The organism is Maribellus maritimus, from assembly GCF_022267315.1.
Lineage (GTDB): Bacteria > Bacteroidota > Bacteroidia > Bacteroidales > Prolixibacteraceae > Draconibacterium > Draconibacterium maritimum.
Map to the genome: position 1 here is coordinate 18712 of NZ_JAIKLE010000039.1, position 23978 is coordinate 42689.

The 23978-nt window shown below is 39.2% G+C and carries 20 protein-coding genes; 10 read left to right on the forward strand and 10 right to left on the reverse strand.

Annotated elements, in window-relative coordinates; translation table 11 throughout:
* Positions 1 to 148: 148 nt before the first annotated feature.
* Positions 149 to 622, forward strand: coding sequence for a hypothetical protein (locus K5G00_RS24060; protein ID WP_238769062.1), 474 nt, complete (start codon positions 149 to 151; stop codon positions 620 to 622).
* Positions 623 to 664: 42 nt separating this feature from the next.
* Here the strand turns inward: K5G00_RS24060 and map are convergent, their stop codons facing one another.
* Positions 665 to 1444, reverse strand: coding sequence for a type I methionyl aminopeptidase (gene map / locus K5G00_RS24065; RefSeq protein ID WP_238769063.1), 780 nt, complete (start codon positions 1442 to 1444; stop codon positions 665 to 667).
* Positions 1445 to 1615: 171 nt separating this feature from the next.
* Here map and K5G00_RS24070 point away from each other — a divergent pair, with 171 nt between their 5' ends.
* Positions 1616 to 2347, forward strand: coding sequence for an acyl-[acyl-carrier-protein] thioesterase (locus K5G00_RS24070; RefSeq protein WP_238769064.1), 732 nt, complete (start codon positions 1616 to 1618; stop codon positions 2345 to 2347).
* 66 nt (positions 2348 to 2413) lie between these two features.
* On the opposite strand, the gene K5G00_RS24075 is transcribed toward K5G00_RS24070, so the two are convergent.
* The 3 genes from K5G00_RS24075 to miaA form a co-directional block, all read right to left on the reverse strand.
* The gene (locus K5G00_RS24075) at positions 2414 to 2923 is read right to left on the reverse strand and encodes a threonine/serine exporter family protein (protein WP_238769065.1); all 510 of its coding nucleotides are present in this window, start codon (positions 2921 to 2923) and stop codon (positions 2414 to 2416) included.
* A gap of 8 nt (positions 2924 to 2931) precedes the next feature.
* Positions 2932 to 3702 carry a threonine/serine exporter family protein gene (locus K5G00_RS24080; RefSeq protein ID WP_238769066.1) on the reverse strand — a complete coding sequence of 257 codons (771 nt, stop codon included), beginning with the start codon at positions 3700 to 3702 and terminating at the stop codon, positions 2932 to 2934.
* Positions 3703 to 3901: 199 nt separating this feature from the next.
* Positions 3902 to 4819: a tRNA (adenosine(37)-N6)-dimethylallyltransferase MiaA gene (gene miaA, locus K5G00_RS24085; RefSeq protein ID WP_238769067.1), complete on the reverse strand. Its 918-nt coding sequence runs from the start codon at positions 4817 to 4819 to the stop codon at positions 3902 to 3904.
* A gap of 95 nt (positions 4820 to 4914) precedes the next feature.
* Between miaA and K5G00_RS24090 the strand changes: the two genes are divergently transcribed.
* The 5 genes from K5G00_RS24090 to K5G00_RS24110 all read left to right on the forward strand — a co-directional run bounded on the left by K5G00_RS24090 (position 4915) and on the right by K5G00_RS24110 (position 11442).
* Positions 4915 to 5553 carry a copper homeostasis protein CutC gene (locus tag K5G00_RS24090; RefSeq protein ID WP_238769068.1) on the forward strand — a complete coding sequence of 213 codons (639 nt, stop codon included), beginning with the start codon at positions 4915 to 4917 and terminating at the stop codon, positions 5551 to 5553.
* Between the two features lie 23 nt (positions 5554 to 5576).
* Positions 5577 to 7055 (forward strand): alpha-L-fucosidase, encoded by a 1479-nt coding sequence (locus K5G00_RS24095; RefSeq protein WP_238769069.1) that lies wholly within the window; start codon positions 5577 to 5579, stop codon positions 7053 to 7055.
* A gap of 133 nt (positions 7056 to 7188) precedes the next feature.
* The gene (locus K5G00_RS24100) at positions 7189 to 9480 is read left to right on the forward strand and encodes a family 20 glycosylhydrolase (RefSeq protein ID WP_238769070.1); all 2292 of its coding nucleotides are present in this window, start codon (positions 7189 to 7191) and stop codon (positions 9478 to 9480) included.
* Positions 9481 to 9791: 311 nt separating this feature from the next.
* Complete coding sequence (locus K5G00_RS24105; protein ID WP_238769071.1) at positions 9792 to 10151, forward strand: DUF2200 domain-containing protein; 360 nt, start codon at positions 9792 to 9794, stop codon at positions 10149 to 10151.
* Positions 10152 to 10494: 343 nt separating this feature from the next.
* On the forward strand, positions 10495 to 11442 hold the full coding sequence (locus K5G00_RS24110) for an aldo/keto reductase (protein WP_238769072.1): 948 nt from the start codon (positions 10495 to 10497) through the stop codon (positions 11440 to 11442).
* 433 nt (positions 11443 to 11875) lie between these two features.
* On the opposite strand, the gene K5G00_RS24115 is transcribed toward K5G00_RS24110, so the two are convergent.
* A complete protein-coding gene (locus K5G00_RS24115) occupies positions 11876 to 12328 on the reverse strand; it encodes an Hsp20/alpha crystallin family protein (RefSeq protein WP_238769073.1) in 453 nt (150 codons plus the stop codon).
* A 246-nt stretch (positions 12329 to 12574) separates the two neighbouring features.
* On the opposite strand from K5G00_RS24115, the gene trmD reads away from it, so the two are divergent.
* The gene (trmD, locus tag K5G00_RS24120) at positions 12575 to 13264 is read left to right on the forward strand and encodes a tRNA (guanosine(37)-N1)-methyltransferase TrmD (protein ID WP_238769074.1); all 690 of its coding nucleotides are present in this window, start codon (positions 12575 to 12577) and stop codon (positions 13262 to 13264) included.
* 2 nt (positions 13265 to 13266) lie between these two features.
* The gene (locus tag K5G00_RS24125; RefSeq protein WP_238769075.1) at positions 13267 to 13896 is read left to right on the forward strand and encodes a M14 family zinc carboxypeptidase; all 630 of its coding nucleotides are present in this window, start codon (positions 13267 to 13269) and stop codon (positions 13894 to 13896) included.
* Here the strand turns inward: K5G00_RS24125 and K5G00_RS24130 are convergent, their stop codons facing one another.
* Positions 13897 to 16764: a PD-(D/E)XK nuclease family protein gene (locus K5G00_RS24130; protein WP_238769076.1), complete on the reverse strand. Its 2868-nt coding sequence runs from the start codon at positions 16762 to 16764 to the stop codon at positions 13897 to 13899.
* A 107-nt stretch (positions 16765 to 16871) separates the two neighbouring features.
* On the opposite strand from K5G00_RS24130, the gene ggt reads away from it, so the two are divergent.
* On the forward strand, positions 16872 to 18560 hold the full coding sequence (gene ggt, locus K5G00_RS24135) for a gamma-glutamyltransferase (RefSeq protein WP_238769077.1): 1689 nt from the start codon (positions 16872 to 16874) through the stop codon (positions 18558 to 18560).
* Between the two features lie 53 nt (positions 18561 to 18613).
* Here ggt and K5G00_RS24140 read toward each other — a convergent pair whose 3' ends face one another.
* The 4 genes from K5G00_RS24140 to K5G00_RS24155 are packed head-to-tail and all read right to left on the reverse strand — an operon-like array spanning position 18614 to position 23969.
* The gene (locus K5G00_RS24140) at positions 18614 to 19612 is read right to left on the reverse strand and encodes an ABC transporter ATP-binding protein (protein ID WP_238769078.1); all 999 of its coding nucleotides are present in this window, start codon (positions 19610 to 19612) and stop codon (positions 18614 to 18616) included.
* A complete protein-coding gene (locus K5G00_RS24145; RefSeq protein ID WP_238769079.1) occupies positions 19609 to 20661 on the reverse strand; it encodes an iron ABC transporter permease in 1053 nt (350 codons plus the stop codon). Before K5G00_RS24145 ends, K5G00_RS24140 begins: the two co-directional genes overlap by 4 nt.
* Positions 20658 to 21782, reverse strand: a complete 1125-nt coding sequence (locus K5G00_RS24150; RefSeq protein ID WP_238769080.1) for an ABC transporter substrate-binding protein — start codon at positions 21780 to 21782, stop codon at positions 20658 to 20660. Before K5G00_RS24150 ends, K5G00_RS24145 begins: the two co-directional genes overlap by 4 nt.
* A gap of 9 nt (positions 21783 to 21791) precedes the next feature.
* Positions 21792 to 23969, reverse strand: coding sequence for a T9SS type A sorting domain-containing protein (locus tag K5G00_RS24155; RefSeq protein WP_238769081.1), 2178 nt, complete (start codon positions 23967 to 23969; stop codon positions 21792 to 21794).
* Positions 23970 to 23978 lie beyond the last annotated feature (9 nt).

Here is a 23978-nt window from a genome sequence, read left to right on the forward strand (position 1 = left end):
TTTTGCTTAATACGTGCATTACATACTACAATGCATAACAAGATACATTTTAAAAAAAAGTTCTATTAAAATGTAACGAAATAAAATTTCAGGCGTCTTAAGAGTGAAAACAAAAACAGAAAACATTTTATAGTAGGAGAATTTAGCCATGAAAACAAAAAACAATGTTCAGAAAGCAATTTTAAAATCACTGGCAGTAGCAATAAGTTTCTTTTTATTAAGCATAACAGTTAATGCACAGGTATTCTGGAAAGCTGTTTTGCACAATAACAGTCTGAATCAGATAGCAATGGCCATGATTGAAACAGAAACAGGAAAAGCTAACATTAAAGCAGAAAACTCATCACTGACACCGATGTTCGCAGAATTTGCCGCTAAAGAAACCGAAAATTCTTTGGAACTGGAAGACTGGATGACTAACGAAAATGCATTCAACTTAAAATTATGGAGTATGAACGCTGAAGCTGAAGCGGTACTGGAATTGGAAGATTGGATGCTGGAAGACAGATTCGTCGGAAATTCAAAAATAACGTCAGACAATTTTAAAGAAGATCATAAAACGGAAAAGGATTTCGAACTCAAACCGGAACTCTGGATGTTGGATGCAAGCTATTGGAATTAAAATTCAATATTCAAATAAAAAGCCGGAATTGACCGGCTTTCTTTATGTTATATTGAATTCGTTATGAACATCTGTTAAAACTTCAAAACCTGTGTCAGTTACCAGAATGGTATGCTCAAATTGTGCCGAGAGTTTATTGTCAACAGTTCGGGCTGTCCAACCATCGTTTTTATCGATATTTGTTGATGCCCTCCCCTGATTAATCATGGGTTCAATTGTAAAAATCATTCCCGGTTTCATTTTAGGCCCCGAGTTTCTGCGCGACGTATGGTCTACCTGGGGATCTTCGTGGAATTTCACTCCCACTCCGTGACCGCAAAATTCGTAAACCACACTAAACCCCTGTGCACGGGCATACCTGCTGATTACAAATCCTATATTTCCAAAATGATTTCCCGGTTTAACCTGCTGAATTCCCAAATCAAGGCAATGTTTTGTTACCTTAATTAATTTTTCAGCTGACGGAGAAATTTCTCCCACCGTAAACATTCGTGAAGTATCACCATAGAATCCATTCAAAATAGTTGTAATATCAATATTTAAGATATCACCACGCTTTAAAACGGTTTTTTCCGAAGGAATTCCGTGACAAACTACCTCATTTAATGAAATACAGGATGATTTTGGGTAACCGTTGTATCCTTTTGTCGCCGGAATTGCACCATGGCTTATTATAAACTCTTCAATCTTATTATCAATTTCTTCTGTGGAAACTCCTTCTTTTACAAATTTACCGGCATAATCAAGCGTTTCTGCTGCCAGCTTGCTGCTGTTCCTAATGCCTTCTATTTGTTCTTTGGTTTTAATAATTATTCCACTCATTTTGTATTAAATTTTGTGCAAAATTGGCTATTTCGAATTGTATTTCAAAACCGAACAATAAATTTGCATAAATGTTTAATAAAGTTCGGAACCCGAAATTGAACTTCTGTGTTATAAAACAGACGTTTTCAAATAAAAAAAACCGGTCTTCCAGCTTCTGACACTTTAAAGATGAGATACAAAATAGAACTAAATACGAAATCGTATTTTATTAATCGGTTTGGAAAGCTTTCAATTTCATATTTATTTTATCAAATGCAGGATATTGCCTGGGAGCATGCCAGTATTTTGGGATTTGGATACGATAATCTAAAAAAAGAACATCAGTTCTGGGTACTTTCAAAGTTATTGGTAAAAATTGACCGCCGTCCGGCCTGGGGAGAGGATTTTACTTTGGAAACATGGTCGCGTGGGACAGATGGATTTTTTGGATACCGCGATTATAATTTTACAGACAAATCGGGAAAGAATATTATTTGCGCAACCAGTGCGTGGTTGGTACTTGATTTACAAACAAAACGAATTGTCAGACTTTCGGAATTTAAGGATTTTCCAAAATACGAAGAAAGTGTTTTTGGTGAAAATCCGGCAAAAGTAAAACCACCAAAATCAGAAGAAGAACTTCAATTCACTCCTGTACTTTTTAATGAAATAGATATTAACCAACATTTTAACAGTGGCCGCTATCTGGAAAGGATAATCGACAGTTACGATTTTGATTTTCACGAACAAAATGAACTGGCCGAATTTGAAATTAATTTTTTGAAAGAAGGGATGCCCGCAGACAAACTGGCAATAAAGAAGCAGATTCAGGACAACCAAAATCATTTATGCAGCGTTGTTCGGGAAAGTGATGGAATAGATTTAATTCGTGCCCGACTGGTTTGGAGGAACAGAAACTGATACCAACCTTTTGTATTGTTTCAATTTTCTATGCTACTATAAGTCTTACAACAATTACCTGGCAATTTATTTTTTTATCAGGCCGTCAATTTTAAGTGGTACTTTAATTTGTTTTGCCGATTCACGCCGGGTTAAAAGCATCGGAGCTGAGACCCCTAAAGCAAGAGCCATCAAAACAAAAAAAGCTTTTAGTCCATTTGTAACTGTATCGTCGAGTAATTGGGTAAATGTTGCATGATCTACATCTCCTGTCAGCTTAATTATTCCCAGCATCGTTCGATAGGCAAAAGCGCCGGGCACCATTGGAATTACCGATGGAATAGCAAAAACAAACGGAGGGGCATGACGAAAATGCGCAGCAGAAATACTTAAAAACCCAACCAGCATGGCACCAAAAAAAGAGCCTAAAATAATTCCGCCTCCCATTTTCATGGTCACAAGTTTTAATGTTCCGCCCAGTGCACCAAGTAAAAATATTACCCAAAGGGTACGAAGGGGAACATTAAAAAGAATGGCAAACCCTAAAGAGGCAAAACCCAGCCAAATCCAACTTTCAAAAAACACAGACCATTCCATACTACATACTATATATTGTAGATTAGTATTGAGCACAACATTCCAAACGCAATCGCAAAAGCTATAATCAAACCATTTGTTCCCCGAACAATACCGTTCATAATGTTCCCGTCGAGTAAATCGGACAACGAATTAATTAACGGGATTCCGGGAATAAGGTATAAGACCGATGTAGCAAAAGCATACTCCGGTTCTGTGCCTACGTTCAACTTCACAGAAGCTCCGGAGATAAGACAGGAAGCCAAAGAGGCAAAAAATATACATAAATAGCCGTTAAAATTTCTTCTGGTCACTTCCTGCCGGACAAAAAGTCCTATAAAAGTTGCCACAAAAGCCACCAACATTTCAACAGGCCCGCCGCCAAACAGCCGGCAAAAAGAAGCTCCCGCCAAAGCAACTGTAGAAAGCACAATTAAACGCGGATAATGAGGTAACGACTTCAAACGATTAATTTCTCCCCAAATCTGTTCAAAGTTCCAGTCTTCATCAACAATACGCCAACTCATGCGACTTATCCCGCTCACCATCCTGAAATTGGCTCCATGAGGAGAAGTTCTTTTTAAACTACTTTGAAAAAGATCATGCTCATCATCGGAAACCGACACCATTAAAGCACGATGGGTAATTAATAATTCAGCATTAAAACCGTATGCTTTGGCAATACGCATAATCGTTATTCGTATGCGGGAAGAATTGGCCCCAGAGGCCATTAACAATGCCCCCACTTCCAATAAAATCTCACTTAACTCTTTACTCAGGTTTAAGCCTAACTTTTCCATAAACCATCCATTTTAGCCGCGCGAAATAAATACATTTTACCGGTTAAAAAATAATCCGTAAAAGATTTTCTTCTGAATTTAATTTTAACTTATTGATGAATAAAAAATGCTTCTTCTAATTTATTACAATAAATAAAAGCAGCCAAATCTCATCCGAATTTCAACGAAAAGAAGCCGGTGTTTAAATTGTATTGGGAATTTATTTTGAAAATAGCTGCTGAATTTTCTCCAGTTTCTCTTCCAGCGGCATGTAACCGTCGAGCCAGCAAATTTTTGTACCGCGTTTTTCCATGCCGCGAAACCATGTCATTTGACGTTTGGCAAACTGGTGGATGGCAATTTCCAACTGGCGGAACATTTCATCATACGACAAGGTACCGATAATGTGAAGTGTTAAATATTTATATTCCAGACCATAATAAATTAGTTGCTCAGGGGTTACACCTGAATCCAACAATTTTTTTACTTCATCGAGCATTCCATCTTCCAAACGCTGTTTTAAACGCTCGGTAATTCGTCTGCGACGCGAGTCACGATCGAACTTAATCCCAATATTCAAACTGTTAATCTCCGGCATCGAAGTATCAATCTCCGGATGCTCCTTATAATACATTTCTATTTCGATGGCGCGCACTGCCCGGCGGTCGGTTTCCACATCGGTTATGTTATGCAAACCGGGCTTTAAAGATTTCAAAACTTCTGTCAGTTCCTCCAATGATTTCCCCTCCAGTTTTTCCCTGAGTTTTTTGTTTGGCGGCACCTGTATCAATTTATAATCTTTGAGAACAGCTTCAAGATAAAGTCCGCTTCCACCACACAAAACCGGAAACTTATTGCGTGACTGAATGGCCTCAAATACCTCAATGAAATCGGTTTGAAAACGGTAGACGTTATAATGGGCACCGGCATCTTCAATATCAACCAAATGCGACGGAATTTCCACACCGTTTACAAAATAATCCTCGTAATCTTTTCCGGTTCCCAAATCCATTCCTCGATACACCTGACGTGAGTCGGCAGAAATAACTTCGCCGTTTATTTTTGCTGCCAAATGTGCTGCCAGTGTTGTTTTTCCGGTGGCTGTAGGTCCGAGTATGGTAATAAGATTGTTGTTCATAATGTTAACCTTCGCCGACAAAATAAAGAATTATTCTTCAAAACGAAGATATTTTTACGAAATTGCAGGCGTTTCATTTATTTCCTTTTTTGAAAATGATAAAAGAAGCGTGCGTTGAAACTTTTGAAGAAGCAGTCGTGGCGGAAAAACGTGGCGCCAACCGGATTGAACTCTGTTCTGATTTGGCAAATGATGGCTTAACACCGTCAGTTGAATTATTGCAAAAAGCCTGTGCAATATTAAAAATTCCGGTAATGGTTATGATTCGCCCGCGTGCCGGTAATTTTGTTTATTCTGAACAAGAAATTGCTCAAATGAAGCTGGAAATTGATGAGGCTAAAAAAGCGGGGGCCGCAGGTGTGGTTTTGGGCTTGCTGAACCAGGAAAACCAAATTGACATGCACAGTACAACAATTTTGGCAGAATATGCCCAACCACTTCCGGTTACCTTTCATAAAGCCATTGATGTTATGGAGAATCCGGTTGAAGGCGCAAAACGACTAAATATAATTCCGGGAATAACGCGAATTCTTACGTCCGGGGGAAAACCAACGGCGCTGGAAGGACAGGAAATCCTTCAAAAGATGATAGAAGTAACCCGGGGAAAAATAACTATTCTGGTTGCCGGGAAAGTACTGGATTCCAATATCAAAGAAATTCAAAAATTAACCGGAGCCAATGAGTTTCACGGACGAAGGATTGTGGGTGAACTTGACAGTCGTAATGAACAGTAAAAAATATAAATTAACGGTAGCAAATGAAAAAGCTGATTTTTATTATTCCTTTCCTCTTTACATTTATCGTAAAAGCACAATTGGAACATGAAGTAACTGAATATGTTTGGCCAAGCGATGAGAAAGTTTTGCAAAAACTGGAAGAATGGCAGGATTTGAAATTTGGGATCCTAATGCATTGGGGGGCTTACAGCCAGTGGGGAATCGTAGAATCGTGGTCGATTTGCCCGGAGGATTATGGCTGGTGTAAACGCGAAAAAGGCTCTAATCCCAACGACTATTTCACCTACAAAAAGGAATACGAAAATCTGAAACTTTCTTTTAATCCGGTAAATTTTGAACCCGAAAAATGGGCGGCGGCAGCAAAAAATGCAGGAATGAAATATGTTGTTTTTACAACCAAACATCATGATGGTTTTTGTATGTTCGACTCGAAATACACCGATTACAAAATTACCGACAAAGAGTGTCCGTTTAGCGTAAATCCCCGCGCCAATGTCACCAAAGAAATTTTTGATGCTTTTCGCTCCGAAGGTTTGTGGGCCGGTGCTTATTTTTCAAAACCCGACTGGCATAACGAGAATTACTGGGATCCCAAATTTCCGCCAATGGATAGAAATGTAAACTATGATCCGGAAGAATATCCTGAAAAATGGGAAGAGTTTGTTGAGTTTACCCAAAATCAACTTCTGGAACTGTGTACCGACTACGGGAAACTCGATATTCTTTGGCTCGATGGAGGCTGGGTTTCAAAAAAATCGCCCGAACAAATTAAAAATTACTACACCAGAGTTGCTGAGAACACCACTTCAGGCTTCCCAAAATCACGTTCGGTAAACCAGGATATCCGGATGGATGAGTTGGCAGCCAAAGCACGGGAAAAACAACCCGGGTTAATTGTAGTTGATCGTGCAGTGCGCGGGCCCAATCAAAATTATCTTACTCCTGAAAACCGTGTTCCCGAAACCCAACTCCCCTACCCCTGGGAATCTTGTATAATCGCCGGCGGTGGCTGGGCATGGGTTCCCAATCCACAGTTTATGACACCTAAACAAGCCATTCACATGCTTATTGATATTGTGGCCAAAGGAGGAAATTTGTTGTACAATATTGGCCCTGCACCCGACGGAACATGGCCGGAAGAAGCTTACAAACTGCTGGAAGCGATGGGTGACTGGATTACGATAAACGGTGAGGCCATTTATTCCACGCGGGCCATTTCACCTTACAAAACTGAAAATGTTTGTCTCACCCAAAAAAAGGATACCAAAGAAGTGTATGCCATTTATCTGGAACAGGAAGATGGCTCAGGAATGCCTGCCTCGTTTGATATAAAAGGAATTTTTGCGGCTAAAAATGCCAAATTGAGCTTGCTTGGAGCAAAAGGAAACCTAAAATGGGAAAATACATCGGAAGGTGTCAAGATTTTTATTCCACAAAAAGTCAGAACAAATCTGCCGTGCGATTTGGCATGGGCAGTTAAAATTTCTGCGATTCAGTAACAAATTCTAAAAGAGATAACGATTCGGTATAAAAAACTGCTTTTATGCCATAAAAGAATAGGAAACAAACGAACCAAAACAACCTGAAAAACTGTCTATAAACGGCATATTTTTAACAATTAATTTTAATCGAATGAAATATCTTTTAGTTGCTTTTATAAGTTTGTACCTATTGGCTTCCTGTTCTCAACAAAAAACTCCGGGTGAAATAATAATAATTCCTCAACCCAAAAAAACAGAGCAGAATAACGGCAGCTACAAATTAACAAATCAATTAAGCATTGCGACTAATACCCCACAATTAGATGCAGCAGCCAGCTATTTAAAAAATATGCTGAGCAGAGCCACAGGATTTGAGATAAAATCAGAGCATTCCGATGCCGATATTTTACTGGAATTGACCGACCTTCCGGGAAAAGAAGGCGCATATCAGTTAACAGTAAGCAAATCAGGAATCAAAATAAAAGCCAGCTCTTATGCCGGAATTATTTCAGGAATTTCGACTTTACGACAGCTTTTACCTCCTGAAATTGAGTTATCAGCCCGGGAGAACCACACTGTAGAATGGAACGTTCCTGTAGTAAACATCAGCGATGAGCCTCGTTTCTCTTATCGTGGTCTTCACCTCGATGTATCTCGTCATTTTTTCACAAAAGAAGAAGTAAAAAACCTGCTTGATTTAATGGCGATGTACAAACTCAACAAGTTCCACTGGCATCTTACTGACGACCAGGGATGGCGTATTGAAATAAAACAGTACCCGTTGTTAACCGAAAAGGGTGCCTGGAGAAAATTCAACAACCAGGATCTGGAATGTCTCAAAATGGCGCAAGAACAGGACAATGCAGACTTTTTGTTGCCATCCGATAAAATGAAAGTAGTTAACAGAGATACACTTTATGGTGGCTATTATACACAGGAGGACATACGCGAAGTTGTTGCATTTGCAAAAGACCGGGGAATCGATATCGTTCCGGAGATTGATATGCCGGGGCATTTTCTTGCCGCCATAGAAAATTACGATGGAATTTCCTGTTTTAAACAAACAGGATGGGGAAAATTGTTTTCTTCGCCAATTTGCCCGGGGAAAGAGAGCGCTCTGGAATTTTGTAAAAATGTATACAGTGAAGTTTTCAAACTTTTCCCATACGAATATGTGCATTTAGGTGCGGATGAAGTGGATAAAGCCAACTGGAAAAAATGTCCCGATTGCCAAAAACGCATGCATGAAAATAGTTTAAAAACAGAAGAAGAACTACAAGCCTGGTTTGTAAAATATATGGAGAAATTTTTCAATGAAAACAAAAAAAAACTAATCGGCTGGGACGAAATAATCGAAGGAGGATTGTCACCATCAGCAACCATTATGTGGTGGCGCGGTTGGGTTCCCGATGCTGTACCACGGGCAACAGCAACAGGAAATCAGGCGATTGTTACGACCAGCGATCGTTTTTATTTCGACTACAAACCCGCAAAAAATACGCTGAAAGACTTGTATGAATACGAACCGGTAAAAAGCAGTTTGAGCGACGAGCAAAAAAAACTGGTTATAGGGGTACAGGCCAATATCTGGACCGAATGGATTCCTACGGTTGCGCGTTTACATTACCAGATTTTACCACGCATGCTGGCGCTTTCTGAAGTATGTTGGCACGACACCTCCTCAAACGACTGGGCACGTTTTCAACATAAAATAGATGTAAATCTGCAGCGTTTTAATCTAATGGGAATAAAATACTACATCCCGCCCATGGAAGGCATGTACAAAACAAATATGTTTATTGGCGAAACCAACGTCGATTTGAAAAGCGGGTACAACAAAGCCACCATTCATTATACTACCGATGGTAGTTTCCCCACAAAGGAATCTGAATTATACGCCGGCCCGATTAAAATAGAAAAAACCACCAACTTTAGTTTCCGGTATTTCTACCCCGATGGAAGCAAAGGCGATATTTTCGAGACCAAATTTATAAAAGGCGAATACACGCCGGGCAAAGACACAACGCTTACCCACAGCGGACTAAAAGCATTGTGGCATGAATACCGCGGAAGCTCATGCAGAGAAATTGAAAAGGCTCCTTTAAATGGAGAATACACGGCTCCGGGCGTTGCCATTCCCGAAGACGTACAAGGCAACATCGGACTGGTGCTTACCGGGTTTATTAATGTTTCTGAAAAAGATATTTATACATTCAAATTGCTTTCCGACGACGGTTCTGTGATGTACATCGATAACGAAGAAGTAGTTAACAACGATGGCGCGCACAGTCCGAGGGAAGTTGCAGGAATGAAAGCACTGGATAAAGGACTGCACCCCATAAAAGTTCTTTATTTCGATTCGAACGGCGGAAAACTGCAACTTACCGTTTTGAATAGCAAGGGAGAAAATATATCAGAAACCGAGAATTTATATCGATTTTAAAAGTGTTCGATTCCTTTCCGGGCTGGAAGAAAAAAATTACAAGACGACTCCATACGCCGGCAGTACAACCCTCAATATCAACAGGAAATTGATAAAAAATGAACAGGACGATCAAAATGTCAGCAGAAGCTTATAAAAATACAACAGGACAGCTCATTACAAACGCTGTATAGGAAAACGAATTGATTGATTATTGTTTAATTGAGGCTCCAGTAAACTCGAAGCTCGCGACTCGGAGCTCTCAATAATAAACCCAACCGCTTTCAGGCAATAAAAAATATTTCCCGATATTGGCTAAAAATAAAATGACCATGGGAAACAAACAAGATGAGCGTATTGCAAAAATGACTTTTGCATCAGTGTATCCACTCTATCTCGCAAAAGTGGAAAAGAAGGGACGGACAAAAGAAGAATTACATGAAATAATTAAATGGTTAACAGGCTTTGACGATAAACAGCTGCAAAAACTTATCGATGCCGGGGTGACCTTTGAGCAATTTTTTCAGCAGGCGACAATAAATAAAAATGCCCCGCTCATTACCGGTGTAATCTGTGGTTATCGTGTGGAAAACATCGAAAATCCATTAACGCAGCAAGTACGGTATTTAGATAAATTGGTGGATGAACTGGCCAAAGGACGAAAAATGGAAAAAATTCTCAGAGCAGGTTAAATCCATTTGTAAGCACCAAAATTCAAAAACCAAATAGCAAATAACAAGAATATAATTCTGCAAACTTTCGCCAATGATACTCTTAGAATATTCACTTGCATAGGTTAACGACACATTAAATATTTTGCTGGTTCTTTAGTTTTAAAATCCGCGGATTACAAACAATAGGGCGGATAGACTTGAATCTTTAACTTTATTTTTAATGTGGAATACAAAGCCTGCCGGGGCGTAAACAAAGCTCGCAGATTTGGGTTTCATCAAATGTAAACAGACAGTATTGAATACCTCTTCAAAACTTTTCAAAGGTTAAAAGACAAAAATAATATCTTAAAAATGGACAGATATGAAAAAAGTAACAATTAAAAATACCGATTTAGAGATTGCTCCAATCAATTTTGGAGGAAATGTATTTGGATGGACTTTAGACGAAAAACAATCGTTTGATATACTGGATAAATTTGTTGGCGGAGGTTTTAATTTTATTGATACGGCCAACACGTATTCATGGTGGGTGAACGGCACCGGCGGACAATCGGAAACCATTATCGGAAACTGGATGAAAGCCAAAGGCAACCGTAAAGATTTGGTAATTGCTACCAAAGTTGGTTCTCAAACCAAAGAACATGGCGTTGACAGCAGTAAAAAACATATTTTACAATCGGTTGATGAATCGCTGACGCGTTTACAAACCGATTATATCGATTTATACTACACGCATTTTGATGATGAAAAAACACCGGTGGAAGAAACCATGGAAGCGTATAACGAAATTGTAAAAGCAGGGAAAGTGCGTTATATCGCAGCTTCGAATGTTTCGCCGGAACGATTGCTGGCATCGATGGAAGTGGCAGAAAAAAACAACTTCCCGAAATATGTTGCACTTCAGCCGCACTACAATTTATTGATTCGCGACAAATTTGAACAACAATATGCGCCGTTGGCAGAAGAATTCAACTGGAGCGTTTTCACCTACTGGTCGCTGGAAGCCGGATTTTTAACCGGAAAATATAAAACAGAAGCCGATTTTGACAAAAGTCCGCGTGGCGCCGGAATAAAACAACATTTCGACGACAGAGGAAAAGCCATTTTAAAGGCCTTGGATGACGTAGCTAAAAAACACGGCAGTCACCCGGCTACCATTTCTTTGGCATGGTTGCTGGCCAATCCCCTGGTAACGGCCCCGATTGTAAGTGCCACAAGCGAAAATCAGTTAAAAACATTGTTTTCAGCTCCGGAATTAGAGTTGGATGCTGAAGATTTATTCTTATTGGAAAAGGTAAGTAAAAGCTAAAAACATAAAAAAGAGTTGAACCCTTTTGGGGGTTCTTCTCTTAGTTATCCGATTACCATGAGTGCCCCCGTGGTATTATTGTTTTCTACGCACCGGCTTATGTTTTTACCCCTCCCCCTCAAAAAAAGGAAAAATTTTTACCTCCATGGTTAATTGGAATCAATTATCGGGAAAGGGATTTTGCGCTTAAAGAATTTTAACAGGAACGAGTTGCTAGCGTACTCCACAGAAGACGGGAGATTCTCAAAAGCAGCCTGCTTCGATTGGTTTGAATTCATCAAAAATCAACGAACAAAACGGGAATTACAAATCAAAAATATCAGACTCAATTTGATAAGCATTTAGTTACTTTACTGATACTTTATATATTCAAAAGAAAAACCCGCCGGAAACTCCAGCGGGTTTTATTTTAACTTTTCTCTACCACTATCTTTTATGCAATCTTTATATCAACCGGATCTTTTTCGAGCGCTTCTTCTTTTTTGGGAAGAACGATGTGCAAAATGCCGTTATCGAATTTTGCGTTTATATTTTCCGCGTCTACTGAATTCGGAACTTTAAAGTTCTTCTCGAAGTTAAAAGCACCAAACTCACGGTGTGCATACTTGTATTCTTCCGATTTTGTTTCTTTTTCTTCTTCCTTTTTAACTTTAATAGTCAATACGTTTTTGTGATAATTTATCTGCACGTCTTCTTTCGGGAATCCGGGAAGCAACAACTCAATCCGGAAATCTTTTTCAGTTTCAAAAACATTGGTTGCCGGTTGATTTCCACAATTTTCCAAATAATTTTCGTGATAATCGTTTCTCAAAAAATTGCCAAACAGTTCATCAACTAAATTTCTGTTTACAGCGTAACGTGGGTTTTGAAATCTTACTAAATTCATGACTTTTTCTCCTTTTATTGATTAATTAATAATTTCAATTTTAAACTCTGCTCCCCATAAATCAATTCATGTTCCAATCACAAAAAATAGTCATTTTTTTCAAAATAATTCTATTTTCAATGACACATAGTCACAAACTAAGCAAATACACATGACAAAAAATCATCTTATGCAACTTCATAGATATATAACAGAGCTCAAATTGAATTGGATTTTAATACTTACCTTTGCAAAAAATTGAAATAAATGCGCATTGATATCATCACGGTACTTCCGGAAATTTTGGAAAGTCCGTTTAGCCATTCCATAATAAAACGAGCCCAGGAAAAAGGATTGGCAGAAATACATATTCATAATTTACGTGATTTTTCGGACGACAAACACCGACGCGTTGATGATTATTCCTTTGGAAAAGGTGCCGGAATGGTGATGGCCATTCAGCCTATCGAAAAAGCCATTGAATCGTTAAAAGCAAAAAGAAACTACAACGAAATTATTTTCACAACTCCCGATGGTGGTGTTTTTAATCAAAAAGAGGCCAACAACCTTTCGATGATGGGAAACATTATTATTCTTTGCGGACACTATAAAGGAATCGACCAGCGCATTCGCGACTTTTATATTACCAAAGAAATCTCGGTTGGTGATTATGTTTTAACCGGAGGCGAACTGGCTGCAGCAATTATAACCGATGCTGTGGTCCGTTTGATTCCCGGCGTTCTTTCCGACGAAACCTCTGCCCTCACCGATTCGTTTCAGGATAATCTGCTAAGTCCGCCGGTTTACACACGCCCGGCAGAATATAAAGGAATGAAAGTTCCTGAAATTTTGCTCAGCGGAAACGACAAACTGGTTGACGACTGGAAGCAGGAGCAAGCCATTGAACGCACAAAAGAATTACGTCCCGATTTATACAAAAAATATCTGGAAGATTAAGAATGGAGACATCAATCCTTTCCCAAATAGAACTTATTGAAAAAAAATCTGCTAACGAAAACGCCAAAAAAATTCTTATCATCGGAATTTTTCATGGCGATGAACCCGAAGGTGAATATATTATCAATCGGTTTTTAAAGGAGACTAATTTTAGCACCATAAAAAACCACCTTTATTTTATTCCCTGCCTGAACCCGAGCGGGAAAAAGGTCAACACTTGCCAAAACAAAAACGGCGTGGATTTAAACCGGAATTACCCAACAAAAAACTGGGTAAAAACAGAAAAAAACGATTATTATTCAGGTGATGCTCCGGCCAGCGAGGAAGAAACAAAGTTTATGGTAAAAACACTCGAAACAATAAAACCTGATGTTATTTTAACCATCCATGCTCCGTTTAAAGTGGTGAACTTTGATGGTCCGGCAAAAAAAATTGCAGAGAAAGTAGCAGAACTATGCGGACATCCGGTACTGGAAGATATCGGTTATCCAACTCCTGGTTCGTTTGGAACATACTGCGGTGTAGAAAGAAATATCCCGACTATTACACTCGAACTCGACGAAGAAGAAACCGAAGAGCAAGTATATAAAAGAACAAAACCGGTTATTGAATATCTTGGAAAATTGAGCTAATCAATAACGTTGGCAAATCTTGTTGTAAGGGCAATATTGGCATTTTTCTACGTATGGAGTTTGCGAAAATACATTTTTCGGTGAAAGAATTTCCTGCACTAAAACTTGTAAATGTTCCAAAAATTCAGGTTCTATTTCCTGAAACGAAAAGCCCTGTTTTCCCCAGCTGATTTCCGGAGAATAAGTTTCGTCGAAAAACTTGCGCAAGCTGTAAATTACAGGTTGGAAATCACGTTCACTCGTTTTATTTCTACGAAGAACATGTGTGTAAATCAAAGCCTGCAAAATTTCTTTTTTATGTTTTTTCTGATCTTTTTCAAAAAGCTCGTCTAAATTTTTAAATGAGAGTGAATCAACATTTCCGGTTTTGTAATCCAGAATGCGAAGTTTGCCATTCACTCTATCAACACGGTCTATTTTTCCACCTATCCATATTTTCTGCGGCGCACCGTTTAAAACAAGCGGCAATTCCGTTTTATAATCATCTTCCAGCGACTCCACGGAAAATGGGGCAATCTCAGCATCAATTTTCAGGAGTTGTTTAAGAAAGGTTTTTATATTTTCAAAAATCAACAGTGTTTTGCCTTCCAGTTTTACTGGCTTTCTGGCTGAGTCTCTTTCTTTAAAATAATGTTTGGCAATTGCTTTCCTGATTTCATTTTCAAGCAGAATTCGATCTTTCTGCATATTCTCCAAATCGCCTTTTTCCAACACTTTTCCAACAAAAGGTTTGTACAAAGCCTCAATCGTTTCGTGAAAAATATTCCCAAAAATCGGACTATCAATTTCGTCTTTTACCTCATCGGGCTCGGGTAAATGCATAAAATAGCGGAAATAAAACCGAAGACTGCACATAAAATATACATTTATAGCACTTGGCGAAAGCGGATGATCTTTTGAAATTCGTGACAAATATTCCTGCACACTTTTCTCCGAACTTTGAATTTGAATTTCAGGCACAGGATCGTTGGCAAAAGAAAAATCGAGATTCACCAGTTTTGGCGACTGATTAGAATCGTACAACAACTGGAATCCGTAACGACTCAATTCGCCCGTATTAATTCCTTCTTTCACTACGCTGTAGGTTGCGGTCACATTTTTTGCGCGCTGAATCAAACGATAAAAATAATAGGAATACATCGCATCCTGCTCGTCAATTCCGGGCAGGCCGAAACCTTTTCGAATATTGTGCGGAATAAACGACGGCGAAGTAAAAGTTCGCGGCCATTTGTTTTCATTCAGCCCCAAAATAATAAGGTTTTCAAAATCGAGACAGCGGGTTTCCAAAATTCCCATTACTTGCGTTCCGCTCAACGGTTCACCTTCAAAAGCGACCGAAACCTGCCCCAAATATTGATTAAACAAACGAAAATAAACTGCCGGACTGATTTCTCGACTTTGTTCTTTGGCAACATCCTGAACAACCACCTTCAATTTTTCAATTGCATTGTAAATTGAAAAAATTAGCTCGAGTAACATTTTGTTCCCGGCATCTTCCTGTTTTACCCAGGCGTAAATACTTCCCAAAACATCCAAAAAATAAGTGCTGTAATCCACTACCTTTTCGGGCGGCGAAAATATTTGATGATGAATGGTTGAGAAATTTATCTCTTTCAGAACAACCGTAATTTTATTATTGAATTTCAAACTCGCTACAAATTCCTTCGATTTTTCCGAGGCAATTCCATTCAACAGCTGATGGTTCAAAATATCGGTTACAAAACGGTGATAAACAACCGTATTATTATCAGCATCCTTTCTCCGGTTTTTCAAAAGATTTACCATCAACATCAAAAAACCATAAACCACCGAATTTTTCACCGGGTAGCCCATTGTAATATTTACAGTTCCGGTTTCTTCAGGAATTGCACCAAGGGCGGAAAACAACAATGATTCGTCGGCCAGAACAATGGCTGTATTATCAAATTGCGGCTGAAAATCGGGCTGAGTTTCTTTTAAAAAATGAGGAATTTCCTGTGCCTGTCCGTAAACCGACGACACAGCGACCAGTTTTATATTTTTCTTTCTTGAGAAGAAATGGTCATCAAAAAGAAAATCATCGGGAGAAGGAAAACGTGTAAGATTTTCACGCATAAAACCGCCGGCCTCGTTCTTCTCATCTTCCAGATAAAAACGGTCGAAGTCCCACAAAAAATCAGCTTTCCCTAGGCCTTGCAAACTCTTGAAAAATTTCTTTTCGCAGGCATTTAGCGCATTTAAACCAACGATGTAATATTTTTCTGCATCAAATTCAGAATCGCCCTTTTCCAGATGCTCTACTACCCACCGGTCGCTCATTCCTCCGTAGGCCAATTTCTTTTCAGCCAAAATAGCTTTGAATTCAGCATAAACCGGAAAAAGTTTATCCCAAACATTGATGTACTTTTTCTGATATTCCTTGTTATTTGAAACCGCCACACTTCCCCAAAAATGCTCAAGCGCCATTTTCTGCTCAGGCGTGAGATAATCAAACAAAGAATCGATTTCTTTGATGTCCGCGATATTTCGAAACATATCTTCAGCATTTACCAAATACCGGTCAACATCGTTAAAATCAGCGAGCAAAATCTCTCCCCAAAAATAAAACTCGTCGAAAGTTTCGGTAGTTTTTGTGTGCCTTTTAAAAACTTCATACAAAATAGAAATGAGCTGCAATTTATCGACTGAATGAAAAGGTGAAAAATCGGAAAACAATTCATTTACCGTTATCGTTTTTGATCCGATAACAGCACCGGAAATCTGCTTCTGTAAATAAGAAGTAAAAAATACTCCCGAACGACGGTTGGGAAAAACAATACAAAGATTCTGCAAATTCTTTTGATGTTTTTGATAAATATATTCCGCACATTTCGAGAGAAACCGTTCCATTTTTTGAAATTTTACCGAAGATAACGATTCAATATTATTTAAATTCTGAATGCCGTTTGAAAAATTGTTATTTTTAAAATTCATTGAAAAAAGGGGGAAATCATATTATGAAAAAAACAGCTTTTACGTCAGTATTAATTTTACTCACATTTATTGCTTTTGCACAAGACCGAATTACCGGGTATAATTTTGCCACGCGCAGCGAAGTAATTGCTCAAAATGGAATGGCTTGTACCAGTCAGCCATTGGCAACACAGGCCGCACTCGACATTTTAAAAGCGGGTGGAAATGCGATTGACGCAGCGATTGCAGCCAACGCCGTGTTGGGCTTGACTGAACCGACAGGAAACGGAATGGGAGGTGATTTGTTTGCGATTGTTTGGGATGCCAAAACAAAAAAGTTATACGGGTTAAATGCCAGTGGACGCTCGCCCTACGATTTAACACTCGACTATTTTAAACAAAACGGTTATGAAAAAATTCCGGCACTGGGTCCGTTACCGGTTTCTGTTCCGGGCTGTGTTGATGGCTGGTTTGAATTGCATAAAAAGTTTGGAACCAAACCAATGAGGGAAATTCTGGATCCGGCAATTCAATATGCCAGAAATGGTTTTCCATTATCAGAACTAATCGCTTATTATTGGCAAAGAAGCACCCGTTCGCTAAAACAATTTCCGGGTTTTGAGGAAATTTTCATGCCTGGAGGAAAAGCACCGAAAAAAGGTGAAATATTCAAAAATCCATATCTTGCAAATACATTCGAGTTAATCGCAAAAGAAGGTCGTGATGTTTTTTACAAAGGAGAGATTGCTGAAAAAATAGTAAAATATGTACGCGAGCAAGGCGGATTTTTAAGCATGAAAGACTTCGAAGATCATCATTCAGATTGGGTTGAACCGATTTCGGTAAATTACCGTGGTTACGATGTTTGGGAGCTTCCACCCAACGGGCAGGGAACAGCAGCTTTGGAAATGTTGAATATCATGAAACACTCTGATATCGCTTCCATGGGATTTGGTTCACCGGAATACATTCATCTTTTTATAGAAGCTAAAAAATTGGCTTTTGAAGACCGCGCAAAATACTATTCAGACCCCGATTTTAATGATCTGCCCATAAAAGAGCTAATCTCTGATGAATATGGCAAACAACAAGCCAAAATGATTAATCCCGACCGGGCGGCACGCAGTTATCCGGCGTGGGGTATGGAACACGGAAATACCATTTACATGACAGTTGCCGATAAAGAAGGAAATATGGTTTCACTGATTCAAAGTAACTTCCGGGGAATGGGCTCGGGAATGACCCCGGGAAAACTGGGTTTTATTTTGCAGGACCGCGGAGAACTTTTTTCGTTGGAAGAAGGGCACATGAATATTTACGAACCACACAAACGTCCGTTCCATACCATCATTCCGGCTTTTGTAACAAAAGATGGCGAACCGTTTCTCAGTTTTGGCGTAATGGGTGGCGACATGCAACCGCAAGGACACGTTCAGATTATTTGCAACATTATCGATTTTGGAATGAATATTCAGGAAGCCGGCGATGCTCCAAGAATTCAGCACACAGGCTCGAGTGATCCAACCGGCGGCACGATGACTGACGGTGGCGAAGTTACTTTGGAATCAGGTTTTGAATATGAAACCATCCGTGCGCTGATGCAAAAAGGCCACAAAATTGGCTATGCTTACGGACCGTACGGCGGTTACCAGGCGATAAAATGGGACAGTAAAAACAAAGTATATTACGGAGCGTCGGAATCACGTAAAGACGGACAGGCTGCCGGGTATTAATTTGAAAGTTCACATAAAATAGTACAAAGTCTTCTTTGCAAAAAGAGGACTTTTTATTTTTCCAGAAACATCAAAAGTTCATAAATAGAACCAAATGTTTCTTTTACATCTTCTTTTTGATAGGTCCATAAATCTTCATTCACAGAAACTAAAAAATCAGGACTGGCCTTCATTACAATTTGATATCCCAAACGGTTAAAAGCGCGCAGTGTCCAGATTAGCGAAAGCCCCTCTCCTTCTACTTTAACTTTAGCTTTAAAATCTTTTTTGAAGAAATATTCTCCTTCCTGCAAGTCAAAACCCACATTTTCGTTGTTAAATAACTGATTCAGCCAACCATTTAAAACAGCATCCTCCGGCGCTCCCTGGAAATTTCCGGTTTCGGTAACAATCCACAATTTATCCACTTCACGCAATGCAATATTCAAATCGTGTGTTGAAAGAATAATGGTTTTTCCTTTCTCTTTAGCCAAAATCTGCAAAAGGTGAAATATTTCGTATTTGTTGCTTACATCAAGGAATGCAGTGGGTTCATCCAAAATAATTACCGGAGTATCCTGCGCCAAAGCCCGGGCAATCATCGCCCGCTGACGTTCACCATCGCTTAACTGGATAGTTTGCCGGCTTTCAAAACCGGACAGTCCGACCTTTTTTATCGCCTCACTTACTTTCTGTTTGTCTTCGGCAGTTAAACGACCAATCCAATTTGTATAAGGAAAACGGCCAAATGCAACCAAATCGAAAACCGTCATATTTGCCACGCGGATATTTTCAGTAGAAACAAAACTAATAATCTGAGCAACTTCCCGTGAGTCAACCGTTTTTAGTTCATCGCCGTTCAATTTTATGTTTCCCGAGAAATAATCCTGAAAACCGACAAGCGAACGGAGTAACGTACTTTTACCAATTCCGTTACATCCAATCAACGCCACCATTTCGCCCGGACAAGCAGAAAAATTAATCCCGGAAAGAATCTCCAAAGGCTTTGCTCCCGACTGCTCGTAACCAACCGATAAATTATCCAACTCAATATTGAATCCTTGCTCGCTCATGAAACAGAAGCAAATTTTTTGTTTTTGATTATCATCCACATAATTATCGGAATTCCAATAATTGCCGTTACCGAGTTGATGGGCAAGGTGGTTTGCATTCCCGGAAGTTGCGAAACAATATCGCTAAAAAGCATTACAATGCTTCCGGTCAGAATAACCGCCGGTACCAAAACCAGGTGGTTTGATGTTTTAAAAATCACGCGGCAAATGTGAGGAACTGCGATTCCTATAAAACCAATGGGACCACAAAATGCAGTAATTGTTCCGGCAAGTAAACTGGTACTCAGAAAAATAATTATTCGGCTTGAAATAATATTCACCCCCAGCGAACGGGCATAATTTTCACCCAAAAGAAATGCGTTTAAATCTTTTATTTTGAAAAAAGCGAGAAAAACTCCGAGAATAAATGCAGGTGCCATCACCGAAAGTTGGGCATTGGTAACACTCCCCAAGCTTCCCATCGTCCAGATGATAAAAGCTTTTAACATCGATTCATTACTGAAATACTGAAGAATGCTCACAATAGCTGAAACGGCGCTGGTAAATAAAATCCCAAGAATCAGAATTGTCATTATATCGTTAACACGGGTAGAAACGTACAAAACAAGCAACATCACAAGGAAAGAACCAATCCATGCAACAATGGCAAGTGGCCAGGCTCCGGTTAATGTTACAACACCAAACGCAAAAACAGAAGAAAAGCCAAGAACAAAAAGTGCGACTCCTAAACTTGCTCCGGCACTAATCCCCAAAACAAACGGCCCTGCCAGCGGATTTCGAAAAACGGTTTGCATCTGCAGTCCGCTAACCGACAGCGCGGCACCGGTTAAAATTGCAGTTATTGCTTTGGGCAAACGGAATTCAAGAACAATCGTTCTGAATGTAGCATTACTTTCTTCCGACGAAAAAACAGATAGAAATATTTGTTTTAAAGGAACAATTACAGAGCCTAACAAAAGATCGGCAAGCAGCAGCAATAAAAAAAGCACGCCAAGTATAAAAAACACTGCGCGTACTGAAGACTTTTTATGTTCCTGTGGCGGATTCATTCTACTTCTTTGTAATACACCAATTCGTCATGATTTGTTCCCGAATAAAAAACAGAAATCAAATCGCGGAGAATTAAATTTGGATAAACGGTGCCACTTTCCCAAAAATCATTACCGCCGTTTTCACTCATTCTGTTGTTATTATTAAACAAACGACCTTCTTTTAAAACGTTAAAATTCTCAAAACGCTGGTCGGTTGCGATAATATCTTTTCTGGATGATAAAAGTCCCATATTTATCCATACATCCGCCTCATTTCCATAGGTAAGTGCATTTTCAAAAGAAATCACATAACTTTCATGCGAATCGTTATCCTTTCCGATGTAATCGCCACCGGCATCTTTTATCATATTTGCCAAATATGAGTTCCCACCTGGTATCCACCATGAATCTTTGTACGGTGATCCAACTAGAACTCTAGGTTTGTTTTGTTTGTCTTTTACTTTCTCTTTTAGTGAAAGGTAATCTTCTTTTATTTCGTTAAAAAACTGTTGAGCTTCGCTTTCTTTTTGATACAATGCTCCTACAAATTTTATCCATTCTGCTTTTCCAAGCGGAGTTTCTTCCAGATATTCCGCATTCATGACCACCGGGATTCCCAATTCTTCCAGTTTTTTCACATGTGTTGTGACCTCACTTCCAACCCCGTAAAGCATCACCACATCGGGATGTTGATTTAAAATCACTTCATAATTCAGGTTCTGTCCATAACCAACATCAACCACCTTCCCTGTTTCCACATTTTGTAAAAGTTCAAGATTGGAAACATAACTTGCTCCGGAAATTCCAACAACTGATTGACTTTCATTTAACGCCTCAATAAAACCGAGGTGCGATGTTGACATACAAATTATTCGCTGAATCGGGGTGCGAATAATGTTTTTATTTTGCAACGAATCGGGAACAGATATTTCCTTAGGTACCAGAAAATACTCCACCTTTACATTTTGTGCCTTTTCCCAGGGATTAAAAACCTTGAGTTTTACAATTTCGCTATTTTCTTCGATACTAAAACCACTTGCAAATTCATTGGAGCTCACTTCATTGTTTTGCAGCGTTCTATCGTTCATACATGAACTAAAAAAAAGAATATAAAGGATAAATATTAAAATTCGTTGCATTTTGTTGTACTACCATGGGAGATATGAAACCTTTTTCGACACCATTTTCTTCCCGTTATTAAAACGTACAAAATAAATACCTGGAACGTTTCCCAACAAATCAATCTGAATCTTTTTTTCCCGTTGATTGGTATAGATTACATCAACCTGTTGTCCGAGCATATTAAAAACTGATATTTCTTTTAAGCTAATTTCAGTCCCCGTTTCCAACGTAAAATAGGAATTTGTAGGGTTAGGATATACAGCGATCTCCATTGGGTCGTCAACCACATAAGGTTCATCTGATTCGCTATAAATATTACAGGCAACGACTTCAAAAACATTTGAAGCGGAATAACCATCGGGATTTATATTTGCAAAATTATACCACATACTTCCACTTTTGAAATAGAAGAAATTTACGGAATCGGCCTCCCAAACCGACTGGTATACAGCAAATGTATCTCTGGGGCTCATATTTTCCATCTCAAAACCTATATAGAAATCTCCAATCGGCTTCACATCGTTTTCAAACCCAATGTAATTCATGGCCCCCTCTACAAAAAAGTCAAGATCAACCGATTGAGAATACAACAGCTGTCCCGGTAAATTTGTTCCATTGTACACTTTTACAACTACTGTTCCACCGGAACCAGTATCATAAACTCTGCCCACACCAAGTGACACTCCGCGGAGTGTTTCAGCTCCGTCAATCGAAAATTTTTCCACAACCTCAGTAATTCCTGCATCGTTTGTTCCTCCCCAATAGCCTGAAAAATCGCCGTCAACTGTTATTGTCAGTAGCTGGTGTTGATCTTCATCGGTCAAATTGCTAAAAGCGCCACAAAGTTCCTCGTCCTGATAAAACCGCTTTCCATCTACATAACTTGCACCTGTTCCTACGGGATCAAGCCAGTGTTTGAGCTGTTTGGTTATGTCCGATTTGTAATCCCATGCCATATCAAAACGTGCAAAATAATCATCAATCGGTTCTTCACAATCCGCCGAACCACCGGTTAAAGTTCCAATCAGACTTTTATTACGATTAAACAACCCTCCTCCTGACGACCCGCTTTCAGTCACACCTTCGTCCCATCGGCTAACCCTAATAAATGCATTATCAACATAATGCGAATTAAAACTACTAAATCCGGGTTTGTCATAATCAAAAGATATCTTTTTTATATCCCCCCAGGGATGATGAATCGTAACCACCGTGCCACTCATTGTTCCTGAATTATCCCAACCAACATAATATGGTCTGTACTCGGGTGGCGGAACAAGACTCATTTCGGCCAATGCAAAATCCAGACTGTCAAACCGGGCTTTCATGATCGCTCCGGAGACAGAATTTGAAGGGTCGCCGTCTAAAGGCGAACAATAAGGACTTTCATAATTAAAAGCATAAACTGTTGTTTCCGCATATTCCCATCTGTCATAGCAATGTGCTGCCGAAATAACATATGGCGTTTCATCCTCGGCTGTATTATTTATTAATGTTCCCGAGCAAACCTCCGTACCATTTACAATTAACCGACAAGACGCATCTCTCATATCCGACCAGTCCTCTCCAATTTCACAATTCACATCAACATTGCAGGAACCGGCAACGGTAGGATAAAAAGGCCGTCTATCGTCACTTTTTATAATGCCTGCAAAATCGTGATTTACTTGTGAAATAGCAAAAGTTTCATCCGGCTGATAACCGGCAGGAATTTCATATTGAACCGTAATCTCATCACCTGCAACAGGCATAACTGCAAATTTTCCGGTGGACTTATTGTTAAAGGAAGTAAATGCCCCAAGCACGTGTTTGGTGTTTTCATTAAACAAAAACAAGCGCGCACCCGCCGGAAGATTAAAATTGCTAAAAATCAGATTTAAAGATTTTGCCCCTTCTGATACTATATTTAGCCTCCAGATTTGAGTTCCGTCATTTGCAGTCGTCCATACACCGGAATTGGCAACAGTATAATTTACTTCAAAAGGAGTAGCAAATCTAAAAGGTTTTAGCTGAACTGAGTTATTATATTCACCAATAGCCTGTTTCAGCAAAATATCATTATCCAAATCCGGCATTCTTTCAACCGGTATTTTTGCGCTTTTAAGCCCTAAAAATTCAAGAGGTTTTCCACCTTGCGAAATCTGTCCTACAGATGAATATTCAAACAGAAAGATTCCGGCAAGAATCATCAAAATTGTCCGCATAAAAAGCAT

Bases quoted from the DNA above. Each gene is read 5' to 3' on its own strand.
- K5G00_RS24060 (WP_238769062.1), top strand. From the start codon at position 149: ATGAAAACAAAAAACAATGTTCAGAAAGCAATTTTAAAATCACTGGCA.
- map (WP_238769063.1), bottom strand. From the start codon at position 1,444: ATGAGTGGAATAATTATTAAAACCAAAGAACAAATAGAAGGCATTAGG.
- K5G00_RS24070 (WP_238769064.1), top strand. From the start codon at position 1,616: ATGAGATACAAAATAGAACTAAATACGAAATCGTATTTTATTAATCGG.
- K5G00_RS24075 (WP_238769065.1), bottom strand. From the start codon at position 2,923: ATGGAATGGTCTGTGTTTTTTGAAAGTTGGATTTGGCTGGGTTTTGCC.
- K5G00_RS24080 (WP_238769066.1), bottom strand. From the start codon at position 3,702: ATGGAAAAGTTAGGCTTAAACCTGAGTAAAGAGTTAAGTGAGATTTTA.
- miaA (WP_238769067.1), bottom strand. From the start codon at position 4,819: ATGAACAACAATCTTATTACCATACTCGGACCTACAGCCACCGGAAAA.
- K5G00_RS24090 (WP_238769068.1), top strand. From the start codon at position 4,915: ATGATAAAAGAAGCGTGCGTTGAAACTTTTGAAGAAGCAGTCGTGGCG.
- K5G00_RS24095 (WP_238769069.1), top strand. From the start codon at position 5,577: ATGAAAAAGCTGATTTTTATTATTCCTTTCCTCTTTACATTTATCGTA.
- K5G00_RS24100 (WP_238769070.1), top strand. From the start codon at position 7,189: ATGAAATATCTTTTAGTTGCTTTTATAAGTTTGTACCTATTGGCTTCC.
- K5G00_RS24105 (WP_238769071.1), top strand. From the start codon at position 9,792: ATGGGAAACAAACAAGATGAGCGTATTGCAAAAATGACTTTTGCATCA.
- K5G00_RS24110 (WP_238769072.1), top strand. From the start codon at position 10,495: ATGAAAAAAGTAACAATTAAAAATACCGATTTAGAGATTGCTCCAATC.
- K5G00_RS24115 (WP_238769073.1), bottom strand. From the start codon at position 12,328: ATGAATTTAGTAAGATTTCAAAACCCACGTTACGCTGTAAACAGAAAT.
- trmD (WP_238769074.1), top strand. From the start codon at position 12,575: ATGCGCATTGATATCATCACGGTACTTCCGGAAATTTTGGAAAGTCCG.
- K5G00_RS24125 (WP_238769075.1), top strand. From the start codon at position 13,267: ATGGAGACATCAATCCTTTCCCAAATAGAACTTATTGAAAAAAAATCT.
- K5G00_RS24130 (WP_238769076.1), bottom strand. From the start codon at position 16,764: ATGGAACGGTTTCTCTCGAAATGTGCGGAATATATTTATCAAAAACAT.
- ggt (WP_238769077.1), top strand. From the start codon at position 16,872: ATGAAAAAAACAGCTTTTACGTCAGTATTAATTTTACTCACATTTATT.
- K5G00_RS24140 (WP_238769078.1), bottom strand. From the start codon at position 19,612: ATGAGCGAGCAAGGATTCAATATTGAGTTGGATAATTTATCGGTTGGT.
- K5G00_RS24145 (WP_238769079.1), bottom strand. From the start codon at position 20,661: ATGAATCCGCCACAGGAACATAAAAAGTCTTCAGTACGCGCAGTGTTT.
- K5G00_RS24150 (WP_238769080.1), bottom strand. From the start codon at position 21,782: ATGCAACGAATTTTAATATTTATCCTTTATATTCTTTTTTTTAGTTCA.
- K5G00_RS24155 (WP_238769081.1), bottom strand. From the start codon at position 23,969: ATGCGGACAATTTTGATGATTCTTGCCGGAATCTTTCTGTTTGAATAT.